We start from the raw sequence: 14,392 nt of genomic DNA on the forward strand, positions 1-14,392 counted from the left end.
GACCATGGCTCTCTAATAGTCTTTTTGTGCTTTTTTCACAAAAAAATGGTCATAACCAATTCTTGTCATCCGGGTATTCGTCTATTACTATGAAAACATATGGCAAACTATTGAAATCACTGTTTAAAAAGGGGATGTTGTTCATTGTCTTACAAAATTGACCTAAAAGAGGGTATTCTTACGTTTACCATTGACAGGGAAGAAAAAAGAAACGCAGTAAATGATGAGGTTATGGATGGGCTAAAAAAAGTCATTAAACATATTAAAGAAAATAAAGATGTGCGTTTCTTAGTCATTACCGGCGCCGGGGAGAAAGCTTTTTGTTCCGGCGGTGATTTATCAGAATTTCATAGTTTAAAAACGGCTGAAGAAGCTTTCGGAATGCTCAGCAAAATGGGGAATATTTTATATGAACTTGCCACACTGCATGTTCCTACCATTGCCCTCATTAATGGGACAGCCGTTGGTGGAGGCTGCGAAATTGCTACAGCCTGCGATTTCCGATTGGTGGCTAGACATGCCAAATGCGGCTTCATTCAAGGTACATTAGCCATCACGACTGGATGGGGAGGAGGAACCTATTTATTTGAACGGGGATTGCGACATGACCGCGCATTAAAAATGTTGATTGATGCAAAACCATATGATGCGCAAACATTATATGATATCGGATGGGCGATGAGAGTCTTTGACGGTCCAAAAGAAGAAGCTTTAGAAGCCTTTATTGAAGATATGAAAAAAGTGCATCCATCTGTCCATCATGCTTATAAAGAAATTGAACTCCGCAAATGGAGAGAGCGGAATGTGTATGGACGCGTAATGGAAGAAATCAGACTTTGCGCGAAGCTTTGGGAAAGCGAGGAACATGAAAAAGCCGTAGAGCGATTCTTGTCAAAATCGAGCAGCCAAAAATAAAAGCTAGATGATTTGGAGCATAGATTCATTTTTTTGAAATAGGTTGCGACAAATTTTTTCTATGTCGTAACCTATTTTTTCTATATTCTTTAATTCTATTTATTCTCTTTTTGCATATAGTAGAGTAAAAAAATGAGAGGAGATAGGTATGGAAGGGAAAAGAAGAAAAGATCAATGGACCCCTGAAGATGATGAAAAATTAGCAGAAATTGTGATTACAGCTGTACAAAACGGTAGAACTCAATTAGAAGCATTTGCAGAGGCTGCAGAAGTGCTGGGACGAACAAAGCAGGCTTGCGGTTTCCGCTGGAATAAAACATTAAGACAACAATATGGCCAAATGTTAAATAGCGTTAGAAAACGGCCAAAGCAATTAATGAGAAGCCATTTAAAACTTGCATTAAATAGTTTTGATGAATTGACGGAAGCGTATAATGAGCTGGAACTGAAGTATCGGGAGCTTCAAACCGAGCACGATAAAGTATTAAAATGGCTTCAACAAGGAGCGGTTTTTATTGAACAGCAGCAAAAGCAACAGCAGTAATAAACGGTTCCCGTTCTTCTTGATGATTCAGCGAAAAATATCGAAAACTTCAAAAATTTCCAGTATAATATGAAAAAAGGGTGTGACACTCTATCAGTCACACCTTTTTCTTGTTCGAGTTTAGTTCATCAGGAAAAGAGGTAGCGGATATGAAGATTGCGGTGATTGGAGCAGGTTCTGTCGGAATGTTGTTATCCACCTTTTTAGCAGACCGTTTAGATGTAACATGCATTGTTAGAAGAAAAGCGCAAGAGATAGCAATCGGCGAGCATGGCATAAATAGAATAAATTTAGACGGAACAGTTACAAAAACTTCTGTGAAAGCATCTAGAGATTATAACGAATTGGAGGGGGCATCTTTAGTCATTGTTGCGGTAAAATATACGCATTTGCCATTACTGTTACCAAAGCTTGCGGATTTATCGGTCGATATTCCCCTGTTGTTTGTGCAAAACGGTTTAGCTCATTATGAAAAGGCGCTACAACTTCCACAAAAGACCATTGCTTTCGGCTCTTGCCAATTTGGAGCGCAAAAAGAAAATGATTATACGGTTATCCATCGCGGCATAGGTGTGTTAAAATTAGCTGTTGAACGGGGAAATGCTGAGATTTTTCAATTGTTTCGTGAGGTTGAAAGCCCATTGTTCCCTGTCCAATTTGTGGAGCATGCGGAAAATATGCTTTTTGAGAAAGCTTTATATAATTGCTTTATCAATCCAATGACAACAGTGCTCCAAGTGAAAAATGGGGGGCTTGTTGCAAATCGCCATGCCAAAAAATTGTTGGAAGCATTGTATGAAGAATGTATGGATGCATTTCCGGAGCAACGGGAGAATATTGCTTTCAGTGATGTTGTTTCGTTATGCGAAAAAACAGCATCCAATACGTCATCGATGCTACAGGATCGGTTAATGAATCGGAAAACAGAAGTGGAATCCATTGTTGGTGCCGTAATTAAAAAAGCTGAACAAAGAGGTCGAAGTTTGCCGATATTAAATACTTTTTATCATTTGGTATTAGCGATAGAGGGTGAAAAAACGTGAAAATGGTTTTCGCTTATGTTCTCGGCACCCTAATTTTACTGCCAATCATAACGTTTTTCATTGCGTATTTGATTTTTCGGAAATTTTTAAAGAAAAAAGCCAACTATAGTTTCCGTTTAGCTGCAGATGTCACGACCTTTTTTCTATTTTTCTCCGTTGTGATTTCCATTTCAACCTTATGGGGAACCACCATCAGCATCGCTGCCATCACCATCTCATTTTTGATTGCAATCATTATGACTTTTATTGATTGGAGGACACAAAAGGAAATAAAAGTCATTCCTCTATTGAGAAGAATTTGGCGGGTGCAATTTGTATATTTATTTCTTGTGTACAATATTGTATGGATCGTAGGAATAGTTCAAAATATACTCCTTTTTATTACATAATTGGGCCGATACATATTTTGATTGAGCCATTTTCTTTTCAGACCATGGGGGAAACGTTTACAATATTACAAGTAAAAACTCATTCATAGAAATTGAACGTACAGAGATAAGTAGAGGAGAAGACATATGGAACTGGAAAGAATATCACCAGTTAACAATCAATTGTTATCTGACTATTGGGCAGGAAACGAACAGTTACTTTCTTTTTATCAATATCCGTATCATGATGAATCATTCCAAGTGCGGGCGCGTTATTTAAAAGAACAGACGTATGACAGAGAAGAATTGTGTGAAGTCATTTATCAATTTATGGAGCCCTTTGGAATTTCTGAAAAATCGTTAGAGCATTTGCGGAAGCTGGAAAAAGGAGCGCTTGCGGTTGTCGGTGGACAGCAGGCAGGACTGCTCACCGGACCCCTTTATACAGTTCATAAAGCCATCAGTGTCTTACTGCTTTCAAAAGAACAAAGTGAAAAATTAAACACAGATGTGGTGCCGATTTTCTGGATTGCAGGTGAAGATCACGATATTCTTGAGATCAATCATACGTATACTATAGTTAATGGCCTGCCGAAAAAGAAAATATACGGAGTGGATCATCGAAAAAAAACGCTTGCTTCGGAAACGCCAATTGACCATTCCCTTATGAAGCAATATATTGATGAAATTTTTAAAGACTACGGAGAAACGGAATACACTCAAGCACTCTATCAATCAGTGCTTCATCATATGAATGAAAGCGAAACTTTTACGGATTTTTTCGCTCGTTTAATGAATGATTTATTTAAAGATGAAGGGCTATTGATGATTGATTCAGCCTTTTTACCATTCCGACGTTATCAAACGTCATTTTTTCAGCGCATCATTGAAAAAAATGAAGAAATTAGTACATCCGTTGTCGAAAAGGAGCAGTTGTTAGAAAAGAGAGGTTATGGTACGCCGATTTTAGCGTCGAAAGAAAATGCAAACCTTTTTTATGTGAAGGATGGAGAACGATTTTTACTTGAAAGAAAAAACGGATATTTCATCAACTTAAGTGCCAATGTTAAATTTTCTAAGGAAGAGCTGTTGCATCTTGCCGAAGAATCGCCGGAAAAGCTAAGCAATAATGTGGTGACAAGGCCATTGATGCAAGAAATGTGCTTGCCGGTATTGGCCTTTGTTGCTGGCCCTGGGGAACTTCTGTATTGGGCGACATTAAAAGATGCTTTTGATGTTTTAAATCTGCAAATGCCGATTTTAGCACCGAGATTAAACATCACCTTCATTACCCGCCAAGTGGAGCAGCTGCTTTCTGAATACGATGTAACTTTTGAAGAGGTTATTAATGGTGAAGTGGAGCAAATTAAACACCGTTTTATTGAAAGCATTCAAGAGGCAGAAGCCAAAAATAAAATCGATCAAATTCGAAACATGCTTGAAGAAGCGTATAAAGACTTGCATTGTTATTTAGATTCGAAAGGCCTTCATTTAGAAAAAATTATGGAAAAAAATAAAAAATACCACCACATGCAATTGGATTATTTAAATCAAAAAATCGAACAGGAAGTGCTTTTAAAACACGAACATACAATTCGACGGTTAAATACCATTGCCAGTGAATTGTATCCGAATCAGAATTTCCAAGAGCGTGTATACAATCCGTATCAATATATAAACAGATATGGTCAAAGCCTCATTTCGGATTTATTAAAATTACCGCTTTCAATAAGCGAGTCCCATTATTTAGTGAAATTTTAATATTATTAAATCATTTTTTCTGTGAGCTATCTCCTATAGGGATAGTTCTTTTTTCTTGAAAAAATTTTAGTTGTTAAGTGCTATTGTCATATTTTATTAAAAGTCTATTAACTGTATGAAAAATAGGTGGTGGAAAGTGGGGGATTGTGGTAAATTATTTACTAAAGTGGGGTGAGTAGCATGTTCATGGGAGAATATCAACATTCTGTTGATGCCAAAGGACGTTTAATCATACCATCCAAATTTCGTGAAGCGTTAGGGAATACTTTTGTGATTACAAGAGGTCTTGATAACTGTCTTTTTGGCTATCCTATGAACGAATGGCGAAAACTCGAAGAAAAACTGAAAGACTTGCCAATGACGAAAAAAGATGCGAGGGCTTTTGCTAGATTCTTCTTCTCAGGGGCTACCGAAGTGGAATTAGATAAACAAGGGCGCATCAACATCCCATCGAACCTTGCTGCTTACGCCAAACTTGAAAAAGAGTGTGTCATCTTAGGGGTTTCAACCAAAATTGAAATATGGTCTAAAGCACTTTGGGAAGAGTATTTCAACAAGGCAGAGGAATCTTTCAATGATATTGCAGAAAATCTGATCGGCTTTGACTTCTAGAGAATACATCCAAGAAGGAGCAAATTCACAATGTTTAATCACACTACTGTTTTGTTAAAAGAAGCTGTTGATGGCTTGAATATTAATCCGGACGGAATCTATGTGGACTGTACGTTAGGTGGAGCTGGTCATAGCGAATATTTAGTTCAACAACTTTCTGAAAAGGGAAGATTAATTTGTTTTGACCAAGACCTAAATGCTATTGCCCATGCAAAAAAGCGTTTACAAGAGTTTGAAGGAAACATTACCTATGTCCATTCCAATTTCCGCTATCTAAAGGAACAATTAGATTTGCTAAATATTCAGAAAGTTGATGGCATCCTTTATGATTTAGGAGTTTCTTCTCCGCAGCTTGATACACCAGAACGTGGGTTCAGCTACCAACATGACGCTCCTTTAGATATGCGCATGGACCAAACGCAAGAATTAACAGCTTATCATATTGTGAATGAATGGCCATATGAAGAACTAGTTCGCATTTTTTTTCGTTATGGAGAAGAACATTTTTCAAAGCAAATTGCCCGCAAAATTGAAATGGCAAGAAAAAAAGCACCCATTGAAACAACAGGACAACTTGCAGAATTAATTAAAGAAGCGATTCCAGCTTCTCGCCGTCGTACTGGCGGACATCCAGCCAAAAGAGTTTTCCAAGCAATTCGCATCGCTGTAAATGATGAATTAGGAGCGATTGAGGAGTCGCTAACAGATGCCATTGATTTATTGCGTGTGGGGGGACGCATAAGCGTTATTACATTCCACTCATTGGAAGACCGCATCGTGAAAACAATTTTTAAAGAGGCATCTTCATTACCAGAATTACCTCCAGGGTTACCAATCATTCCAGATGAATATCAACCGGTTTTAAAATTGATTACGAAAAAGCCGATTGTTCCATCAAAGAAGGAAATATTAGCAAACCATCGTGCAAGATCGGCAAAACTGCGCATCTCTGAAAAAATTCATGAAAAAGGGCGTGGCTAAATGGCAGTTCGTGTAAGGCAACCATTATATTACCAACAGCAAGAAGCACCCTATGAACAACCCACCATCCAACCTAAGACCAAGCCGAATTCAAAGAAGCAACGAATCACTGCAAGGGAAAAGTTTCTATATATCCTATTTGTTATAATTGCTGCAACGTTAGCAATATTCATATTACATAAACAAAGCGCTATTCAAAGAACGACGATCGAAATAAAAGAGATTGAAAAAGAAATTGCAGAAATAAAAAACGAAAATGTTGATTTAAAAGTGCGAGTCAGTGAATTATCAACATACGAAAGAATCTGGGAAAAAGCGAATTCACTCGGTTTAACTCTGAAAGAAGATAATGTAAAGGTAGTGCCGGGAGAATGAAGAAAAAGAAATTTCGTTTCCAATGGGGAGCCTTTCTCATGTTTATCTTTTATGGAGGGCTCTTTTTTGCATTATTCTTGAGAATTTTATATATACAAGCGACCGGACAAGTGGAAGGGGAAGAATTAAAGGCAAGAGCGGCAGCATTGTATCAAAAAGAGGCGGTGCTTACTGCTGAGCGGGGAAAAATTCTAGATCGGAACGGCAATATCATTGCTGAAGATACTTTGAGTTACCGTTTAATTGCCGTTGTGAATCCCGCTGCAACAACGAATAAGGAAAAACCGCAGCATGTAGTGGATCCGGAAGAAACGGCAAAAGTATTAGCAAAATATATTGCCATGGATGAATCGGAAATTTATAAAATTTTAACAAAACGCAGACCAGATGGCCGCTATTATTATCAAGTGGAGTTTGGAGCGGCGGGAAGAGGCATCAGCCATGAAGTGAAAACAAAGATCGAAAACGAAAAGCTTCCGGGAATTAAATTTGTCAGCGATACGAAAAGGTATTATCCTAATGGAGTATTCGCCTCCCATTTAATTGGATTTACCCAAAGGGAAAAAAAGGGAGATGGCACATTCATTTCCGTTGGGAAAATGGGGCTTGAATTGACTTACAATAAACAATTAACTGGGCAAAACGGGAAAATTGAATATGAAAGTGATGCCTATCATTATTTAATTCCAAATCGAGAAAAAATGGTTCAGCCAGCTAAAAACGGAAACAATATTTACTTAACGATTGATAAAACGATTCAAAACTTTTTAGAAGATGCCATGACGAAGGTTCATAAAGAGTATAATCCGGAAGCGATGGTAGGCATTGTAGCCGATGCAAAAACAGGTGAAATCCTTGCAATGTCTCAAAGACCAACTTTCAATCCTGAAACGCGGGAAGGATTGGAAAACAATTGGTTAAACTATGTCATTCAAGAGGTAATTGAGCCCGGTTCCACAATGAAAACTTTCACTTTAGCAGCGGCGATTGAGTCTGGTCATTGGAATCCGAATGCAACTTATCAATCTGGCGCATACAAGGTGCTTGACCGGACGATTCGAGACCATAACACCTATGGTTGGGGGAGAATCACTTATTTAGAAGGGTTTCAGCGCTCCTCCAATACGGCAATGGCTAATTTGCTGGAAATTATGGGAAACGATACGTTTATGAAGTACTTAAATGCTTTTGGTTTCGGGCAAAAAACAGGCATTGACTTGCCGGGAGAAGTGACGGGAACGATTTTAACCCGTTATCCAATCAACTATGTAACGACTTCCTTTGGACAAGGTTCTACAGTGACGCCAATTCAGCTTGTACAAGCAATGACGGCCATCACAAATGATGGAGTTATGATGCAGCCGTATGTCATTGATAAAATTGTAGATTCCACAACAGGCAAAGTAATTGAGGAACATAAGCCAAAAGAAAAAGGCAAGCCGATATCAGCAAGCACTGCAAAACAAGTAAGAGAAATTTTGGCTTCTACTGTTACATCTGAAGTGGGGACTGCAAGAAATTATAAAATCGATGGATATGAAGTGGCAGGGAAAACAGGAACCGCCCAAATTCCAAACCCGAATGGAAAAGGGTATTTATATGGAAAAAATAATTATTTATATTCCTTCTTAGGGATGGCACCGGCTGATAATCCACGATTGATCGTTTATGTAGCGGTAAAAAGACCGAAACTGAAAGACACCGAAGTTGGCTCTGAACCGGTGGCAAAAGTATTTAACCCTGTAATGGAAAATAGTTTGAAGTATTTAAATATCGATCCGGAAGATGTAAAACCGGTGGAAACGGTGAAAATTAGAAATTATATTGGAAAAAATGCTGTAAACATCCAACATGAATTAGAGAGCCAAGGGTTGAAACCTATTGTAATCGGTGAAGGCGGTGAAATCACAGACCAATATCCGAAAGAAGGCATTGCCCTGCTAAAAAATAATCTCGTCTTTTTAAAAACAGATGGGGTTGTCACATTGCCATCTTTTGAAAACTGGTCATTAAGAAATTTACTCATCTATAAAGCGATGTCTGGTATAAATATTGAAATTGTAGGAGAAGGCTATGTTGAAAGCCAAAGTGTTACAGAAAACACAGTGATTTCCGATTCGTCACCAGTTGTTGTAAAACTTAAAACACCGGAAGAATCCTTTGTTCAGACAAGCGAAGAGACAGAGGAAGAGTTGCCTCAAGATTAATTCATCCTTTGAATAGATGAGAAGTTCGAATCATACCTTGTTAAAAACGAGGTGTGGTGTCGAATGAAGTGGATTTCCACCGTTTCAAAAAAACGGCTAAGGATTGTGATGTACGCCTTTATCCTGTTTGTGATAGCCGTCATCATCCGATTGTTTTATGTTCAAATCATCCAACACGACAAGTTAACAGAACTGGCCAAACAAAACTGGGACAGAGAAATTCCCTTCGCTTCCGAACGGGGGGAGATTGTTGACCGAAACGGTGAAGTGATTGTCACAAACAAATTGGCACCAACGCTGTACTTTATGCCAGCACAAAATGATGATATTGAACAAGCGGCAAAACAAATTGCTTCCGTAATAAAAGTGGACGAGAAAAAGCTATACGAAAAAATGAATTCAAAATCATATTTAGTCAAGCTTGCGCCAGAAGGAAAAAATATTACGTATGAACAAGCAGTGGAACTACAACGGTTAAAAATCGATGGATTATATACCGGGGTTGATTACGTTCGGCATTACCCTTATGGAACGCTGCTTTCCCGTTTGCTTGGGTTTACCGGTTATGATACCCAAGGCCTTGCTGGGATTGAATATCAATATGACAAGTACCTTACATCAAAAGATGCAGCGATTCGTTTATTTACAGACGCAAAAGGGAATTCTTTGCCGCACGTAGATGATGAATGGCGGGAAGGAAAACAAGGAGCAACGGTACAATTAACCATTGATTTAGAAGTGCAACAAGTGGTAGAAAGAGAACTGGCGCAAGCAATGGAAAAATATAATGCAGAACAAGCTTTAGCAATCGTCATGAATCCAAATACAGGAGAAATATTATCTCTTGCCTCTTACCCTACATATGATCCAAGCAAATATGAAGAGGTGAGTTCGGAAATCTATAACCGGAACTTGCCGGTTTGGATGACCTTTGAACCAGGGTCAACATTTAAAATTATTACACTTGCTGCAGCCCTTGAAGAAGGCAAAGTAGATTTGGACAAAGACACTTTTTATGATAAAGGTTACACCATTGTAGAAGATTCGAGGCTGCGTTGCTGGAAGAGGGAAGGACATGGCCTGCAAACATTTTTGCAAGTGGTGGAAAACTCTTGCAACCCAGGGTTTATTGAGCTCGGTCAGCGAGTGGGACCTGATAAATTGATGCAATATATTCGAAATTTTGGATTTGGCGAAACTACAGGATCAAACATTGCAGGTGAAGCAACAGGCATTTTATTCTCAAAAGAAGCTTTCGGTCCAGTTGAACATGCGACAACGTCCTTTGGGCAGGGGATTGCTGTTACGCCAATCCAGCAAGTTCAAGCGGTGTCCGCGGCCGTTAATGGCGGGAAACTTTATAAACCTTATGTCGTTTCAAAAATTATCGATTCTGAAACTGGAAAAACCATTCTAGAAAATAAGCCGGAATTAAAGCGGACGGTGATTAGTGAACAAACTTCCGAAAAAATCAGATATGCGTTAGAATCGGTTGTTGCCAATGGTTCCGGACGAAATGCCTATCGTGACGGAATGCGCATTGGTGGAAAAACGGGAACGGCACAAAAGGTGGAAAACGGCCGATACAAATCGGGAGACTATATCGTTTCTTTTATTGGGTTTGCACCGAGCAATAATCCGCAAGTGGTTGTTTATGTAGCTGTTGATAGTCCAAAAGGTTCAGTCGTATTCGGAAGTACCATCGCTGCTCCAATCGTTGGGCAAATCATAGAAGATATTGCGCCAATTATGGGATTGGAAGTCAACCGTGAAGGGCAGATGGAAAAGCAATACCGCTGGGGAGATCCGATAACTGAACGGGTGCCGAATTTAGTTGGAATGAAGGTAGATGAAATTATGAAATTAAATTACCCATTCAACATTGAAATGCATGGAGAAGGTGAAGTTGTAAAATCTCAACTGCCGGAACCGGATAATCTTTTAGAAGTGGATGGAACGGTTCATTTATATTTAGGAAAATAAATAAGATTGGAAAGGATTGTTCACATTTCTATGTCCTGCGGGAATTCCCCCGCAGGAAACAAAGTAAAGAAGGAAGAATGTAAAAATTTGTTAATGTACGATGTATTTTTTTATGATATTGTAGAAATCAATTTAGAAAGAAGTTTTGAGGGAGATTTAAAATGTCAATCGAAACAACTATAACCATCTTAGCCATATCCTTTCTTACTTCAGTGATATTGGGTCCGATATTCATACCAATACTAAGAAGATTAAAATTCGGCCAAAGCATTCGAACAGAAGGTCCAAAATCTCATATGAAAAAAGCAGGTACACCAACGATGGGCGGAGTGATTTTCTTAATTTCTATTATCTTCACTACCATCATCGTTGGAAAAATATTCAATTTATTTACCACTCAATCTGTTGTCTTGCTTTTAGTATTAGTGGGTTTTGGCGTGATTGGACTATTGGATGACAGTATTAAAATTGTTTTTAAAAGAAATCTAGGGCTAACTTCCTTACAAAAATTAATTGGTCAAATTGTTATATCCATCTTAGCTTTCTTGCTATTGAGATTGGGTACTTTCGATACATCCATCAGCATCCCATTTAAGGATTGGTCCATTGATTTAGGAATACTTTATGTAGCCTTTTTAATTTTTTGGCTCGTCGGTTTTTCTAATGCGGTCAATTTGACGGATGGGTTGGATGGATTGGTAGCCGGCACAGCATCCATTGCTTTTAGCGCCTTTGGAGTAATTGCGCTATTTAATGAACAAACTGATGTGGCAGTATTTACCTTTGCAGTAACAGGCGCATTATTAGGATTTTTAATCTTCAATGCAAATCCTGCAAAAGTATTTATGGGGGATACGGGATCTCTTGCATTGGGCGGTGCCCTTGGACTTGTATCCGTCATTGTGAAGGAAGAGTTGTTGCTTTTATTGATTGGGCTTGTTTTTGTGATTGAAACATTATCCGTCATTCTTCAAGTGGCAAGCTTTAAAATGCGCGGAAAACGCATATTTAAAATGGCGCCGATTCATCACCATTTTGAATTATCAGGATGGTCTGAAAGAAAAGTGGTTGGCGTATTTTGGACAATAGCTTTATTAGTTGCAATGATTGCTGTGATAGCGGAGGCATATTTATGATTTATACAACACAATTTCAACATAAAAAAATTTTGGTTTTAGGCTTAGCAAAAAGCGGAGTGGCTGCATCGCTCCTACTACATAAGCTTGGGGCATTTGTGACAGTGAATGATGCAAAACCTTTTGATGAAAATCCCGATGCTCAATCTTTGCTGAAAAAGGGGATTACTGTCATTTGCGGCCGACATCCGGAAGATTTGCTAGATGAAGGATTTGAAATGGTTGTAAAAAATCCTGGCATTCCTTACACCAATCCCATTGTAAAAGAAGCCCTCTCACGAAATTTACCAGTCATTACGGAAATTGAGTTGGCTTATTTGATCAGCGAAGCACCGATGATCGGCATTACAGGAACAAATGGTAAAACAACTACAACAACATTAATTTTTGAAATGTTAAAAAGAAGCGGCCGTCATCCAAAAATTGCGGGCAATATCGGAACGGTAGCTTGCACTGTTGCGGAAGAGGCTACAAAAGATGAAGTAATTGTAACGGAATTATCATCATTTCAATTGATGGGCATTATTCAATTTAAACCTAAAATTGCCGTGCTAACCAATTTATATGATGCTCATTTAGATTATCACGGCACTTTTGAGGAATATGCGAAAGCGAAATTTGGAATTACGAAAAATCAAACGGAAGAGGATTATTTAATCTTTAATCAAGATCAAGAGGTCGTTGTCGAATGGGCGAAAGCATCGCGGGCAAAAAAAATTCCTTTCAGCATTCAAGGCCGCATGGAAGAAGGGATTAGCGCCGATGATTCAACCATTTACTGGCAAGGTGAAACGTTTATTGACCGGGAAATAATTGCTTTGCCAGGCAAGCACAATTTGCAAAATATTTTAGCAGCCATTGCTGCTTGCCTCACATATGGATGCGACAAGTTGGCAATTGAAGAAGTATTAAAAACCTTCTCCGGCGTCCGCCATCGCACTCAATTTGTCCGTGAGTGGAAAGGAAGAAAAATTTACAACGATTCGAAGGCAACAAATTGTTTAGCAACAAAAGTAGCGCTTGAAGCATTTCAACAGCCAATCATATTAATTGCGGGGGGACTAGAACGAGGACATTCCTTCGAAGAATTGCGGGAAGCAATGAAAAATGTTAAAGCTGTTGTGGCAATGGGTGAAACGAAAAATCGTTTTATCGAATTTGCAAAGTCTTGCAATGTAAAAGAATGTGTAATTGCTGCCGATATTGCTGAGGCTGTTGAAAAGGCTGCAGAACTTTCCGAAAGCGGAGACGTTATTTTATTATCGCCGGCTTGTGCCAGCTGGGATCAATATAAAAACTTTGAAGTTCGAGGGGATTTATTTATTGAGGCGGCAATGAAACTTTCTTAATGGTGGAATGAAAAAATATTAAGAAAGGATGCCTTCACTGAAATTTACGTATAAAAGGCTGTTTATACTTTCTGCATTTACACTGTCCGTTGTCGGTATCATTTTCATTTATTCGGCGGGTACATATTGGAGTGCGATTCATTACAAAGGAGAAATTCCTTTTTACATTAAACAATCCATTTACCTTTTACTTGCGCTTATAGTCTTTTATATCGTCTCCAATATGTCCATTTTTCACCTTGAAAAAACGTGGATTAGCTTATATATATTTTCTCTGTTCTTGCTTGTCCTTGTGTTAATTCCAGGAATCGGCCTTGAGCGGAACGGCTCTCAAAGCTGGATCGGAATCGGGCCATTAACTGTACAGCCTGCCGAGTTAGTGAAAATTACGACTTTAATGGTTTTAAGCTTTTTGCTTAGCAAGGTGCTTAGCGGTGAGCGGATTGTCCGCCTCCAGCATTTCCTCATTATCATTATTCCAAGCGCTCTAATTATGTTGCAGCCTGATTTTGGTTCTGTGTTTATATTAGTTATCTCCTCATTTATTTTGTTATTTATTGCAAGATATCCAATCAAACTTTATGTGGCTATTATTGTTATTGGCGTGATTGGATTAGTCGGACTTATTGCAGCTGCACCTTATCGGTTAAAGCGGATTGAAGCCTTCATCGATCCTTGGCAAGATCCGTTAGGCAGCGGTTTCCAGGCGGTGCAGTCGCTCTTAGCCATTGGTCCTGCCGGATTGCTCGGACATGGCTTTCAGCAAAGCAGACAAAAGTTTTTATATTTACCGGAGCCGCAAAACGATTTTATCTTTTCCATTATTTTGGAGGAAATCGGATTTGTAGGCGGTTGTTTTCTCATCGCCCTGTTTTGTCTATTCATCTATTCAGGAATGGGTTTAGCTTTGCAGGCAACGAGAAGTTCGGATTTTTTCGCTATCAGCTCCCTTGTTGCTATGATCGGCTTCCAAGCAGCATTAAATATTGGCGTTGTGATTGGGCTGATTCCTGTAACAGGTGTGACGTTGCCGTTTATTAGTTATGGCGGCACATCGCTCATGATTATATGGTTTGTTGTTGGCGTCATTGTAGCTATTTCAAATCGAACCACATAAT

General features: G+C 38.8%; 13 protein-coding genes. All 13 read left to right on the plus strand.

The window, feature by feature from the left end; translation table 11 throughout:
• Positions 1 to 144 precede the first annotated feature (144 nt).
• Positions 145 to 915, plus strand: coding sequence for an enoyl-CoA hydratase/isomerase family protein (locus tag DKZ56_RS06530; protein WP_208651926.1), 771 nt, complete (start codon positions 145 to 147; stop codon positions 913 to 915).
• Between the two features lie 148 nt (positions 916 to 1,063).
• Positions 1,064 to 1,459, plus strand: coding sequence for a Myb-like DNA-binding domain-containing protein (locus tag DKZ56_RS06535; protein ID WP_208651927.1), 396 nt, complete (start codon positions 1,064 to 1,066; stop codon positions 1,457 to 1,459).
• A 149-nt stretch (positions 1,460 to 1,608) separates the two neighbouring features.
• A complete protein-coding gene (locus DKZ56_RS06540; protein WP_208651928.1) occupies positions 1,609 to 2,502 on the plus strand; it encodes a ketopantoate reductase family protein in 894 nt (297 codons plus the stop codon).
• A gap of 2 nt (positions 2,503 to 2,504) precedes the next feature.
• Entirely contained in the window at positions 2,505 to 2,891 is a 387-nt protein-coding gene (locus DKZ56_RS06545) for a DUF3397 domain-containing protein (protein ID WP_245989639.1), read from the plus strand.
• A gap of 126 nt (positions 2,892 to 3,017) precedes the next feature.
• On the plus strand, positions 3,018 to 4,631 hold the full coding sequence (bshC, locus tag DKZ56_RS06550; protein ID WP_208651930.1) for a bacillithiol biosynthesis cysteine-adding enzyme BshC: 1,614 nt from the start codon (positions 3,018 to 3,020) through the stop codon (positions 4,629 to 4,631).
• A 180-nt stretch (positions 4,632 to 4,811) separates the two neighbouring features.
• Positions 4,812 to 5,243 carry a division/cell wall cluster transcriptional repressor MraZ gene (mraZ, locus tag DKZ56_RS06555; protein ID WP_208651931.1) on the plus strand — a complete coding sequence of 144 codons (432 nt, stop codon included), beginning with the start codon at positions 4,812 to 4,814 and terminating at the stop codon, positions 5,241 to 5,243.
• A gap of 30 nt (positions 5,244 to 5,273) precedes the next feature.
• Positions 5,274 to 6,224 (plus strand): 16S rRNA (cytosine(1402)-N(4))-methyltransferase RsmH, encoded by a 951-nt coding sequence (gene rsmH, locus DKZ56_RS06560; RefSeq protein ID WP_208651932.1) that lies wholly within the window; start codon positions 5,274 to 5,276, stop codon positions 6,222 to 6,224.
• Complete coding sequence (ftsL, locus tag DKZ56_RS06565) at positions 6,225 to 6,599, plus strand: cell division protein FtsL (RefSeq protein WP_208651933.1); 375 nt, start codon at positions 6,225 to 6,227, stop codon at positions 6,597 to 6,599.
• Positions 6,596 to 8,806: a penicillin-binding protein gene (locus DKZ56_RS06570; protein WP_208651934.1), complete on the plus strand. Its 2,211-nt coding sequence runs from the start codon at positions 6,596 to 6,598 to the stop codon at positions 8,804 to 8,806. The genes ftsL and DKZ56_RS06570 overlap by 4 nt, the downstream gene beginning before the upstream one ends.
• A gap of 63 nt (positions 8,807 to 8,869) precedes the next feature.
• Positions 8,870 to 10,789 carry a stage V sporulation protein D gene (locus DKZ56_RS06575; RefSeq protein ID WP_208651935.1) on the plus strand — a complete coding sequence of 640 codons (1,920 nt, stop codon included), beginning with the start codon at positions 8,870 to 8,872 and terminating at the stop codon, positions 10,787 to 10,789.
• A gap of 161 nt (positions 10,790 to 10,950) precedes the next feature.
• Entirely contained in the window at positions 10,951 to 11,925 is a 975-nt protein-coding gene (gene mraY, locus DKZ56_RS06580; RefSeq protein WP_208651936.1) for a phospho-N-acetylmuramoyl-pentapeptide-transferase, read from the plus strand.
• Entirely contained in the window at positions 11,922 to 13,274 is a 1,353-nt protein-coding gene (gene murD, locus DKZ56_RS06585; protein WP_208651937.1) for a UDP-N-acetylmuramoyl-L-alanine--D-glutamate ligase, read from the plus strand. Before mraY ends, murD begins: the two co-directional genes overlap by 4 nt.
• Before the next feature lie 28 nt (positions 13,275 to 13,302).
• Entirely contained in the window at positions 13,303 to 14,391 is a 1,089-nt protein-coding gene (locus DKZ56_RS06590; protein WP_208651938.1) for an FtsW/RodA/SpoVE family cell cycle protein, read from the plus strand.
• Position 14,392 lies beyond the last annotated feature (1 nt).

This window comes from Ureibacillus thermophilus, assembly GCF_004331915.1.
Classification (GTDB): Bacteria; Bacillota; Bacilli; order Bacillales_A; family Planococcaceae; genus Ureibacillus; species Ureibacillus thermophilus.

Bases quoted from the DNA above. Each gene is read 5' to 3' on its own strand.
- mraY (WP_208651936.1), top strand. From the start codon at position 10,951: ATGTCAATCGAAACAACTATAACCATCTTAGCCATATCCTTTCTTACT.
- DKZ56_RS06570 (WP_208651934.1), top strand. From the start codon at position 6,596: ATGAAGAAAAAGAAATTTCGTTTCCAATGGGGAGCCTTTCTCATGTTT.
- murD (WP_208651937.1), top strand. From the start codon at position 11,922: ATGATTTATACAACACAATTTCAACATAAAAAAATTTTGGTTTTAGGC.
- DKZ56_RS06535 (WP_208651927.1), top strand. From the start codon at position 1,064: ATGGAAGGGAAAAGAAGAAAAGATCAATGGACCCCTGAAGATGATGAA.
- bshC (WP_208651930.1), top strand. From the start codon at position 3,018: ATGGAACTGGAAAGAATATCACCAGTTAACAATCAATTGTTATCTGAC.
- DKZ56_RS06545 (WP_245989639.1), top strand. From the start codon at position 2,505: ATGGTTTTCGCTTATGTTCTCGGCACCCTAATTTTACTGCCAATCATA.
- DKZ56_RS06590 (WP_208651938.1), top strand. From the start codon at position 13,303: ATGCCTTCACTGAAATTTACGTATAAAAGGCTGTTTATACTTTCTGCA.
- ftsL (WP_208651933.1), top strand. From the start codon at position 6,225: ATGGCAGTTCGTGTAAGGCAACCATTATATTACCAACAGCAAGAAGCA.
- DKZ56_RS06540 (WP_208651928.1), top strand. From the start codon at position 1,609: ATGAAGATTGCGGTGATTGGAGCAGGTTCTGTCGGAATGTTGTTATCC.
- DKZ56_RS06575 (WP_208651935.1), top strand. From the start codon at position 8,870: ATGAAGTGGATTTCCACCGTTTCAAAAAAACGGCTAAGGATTGTGATG.
- rsmH (WP_208651932.1), top strand. From the start codon at position 5,274: ATGTTTAATCACACTACTGTTTTGTTAAAAGAAGCTGTTGATGGCTTG.
- mraZ (WP_208651931.1), top strand. From the start codon at position 4,812: ATGTTCATGGGAGAATATCAACATTCTGTTGATGCCAAAGGACGTTTA.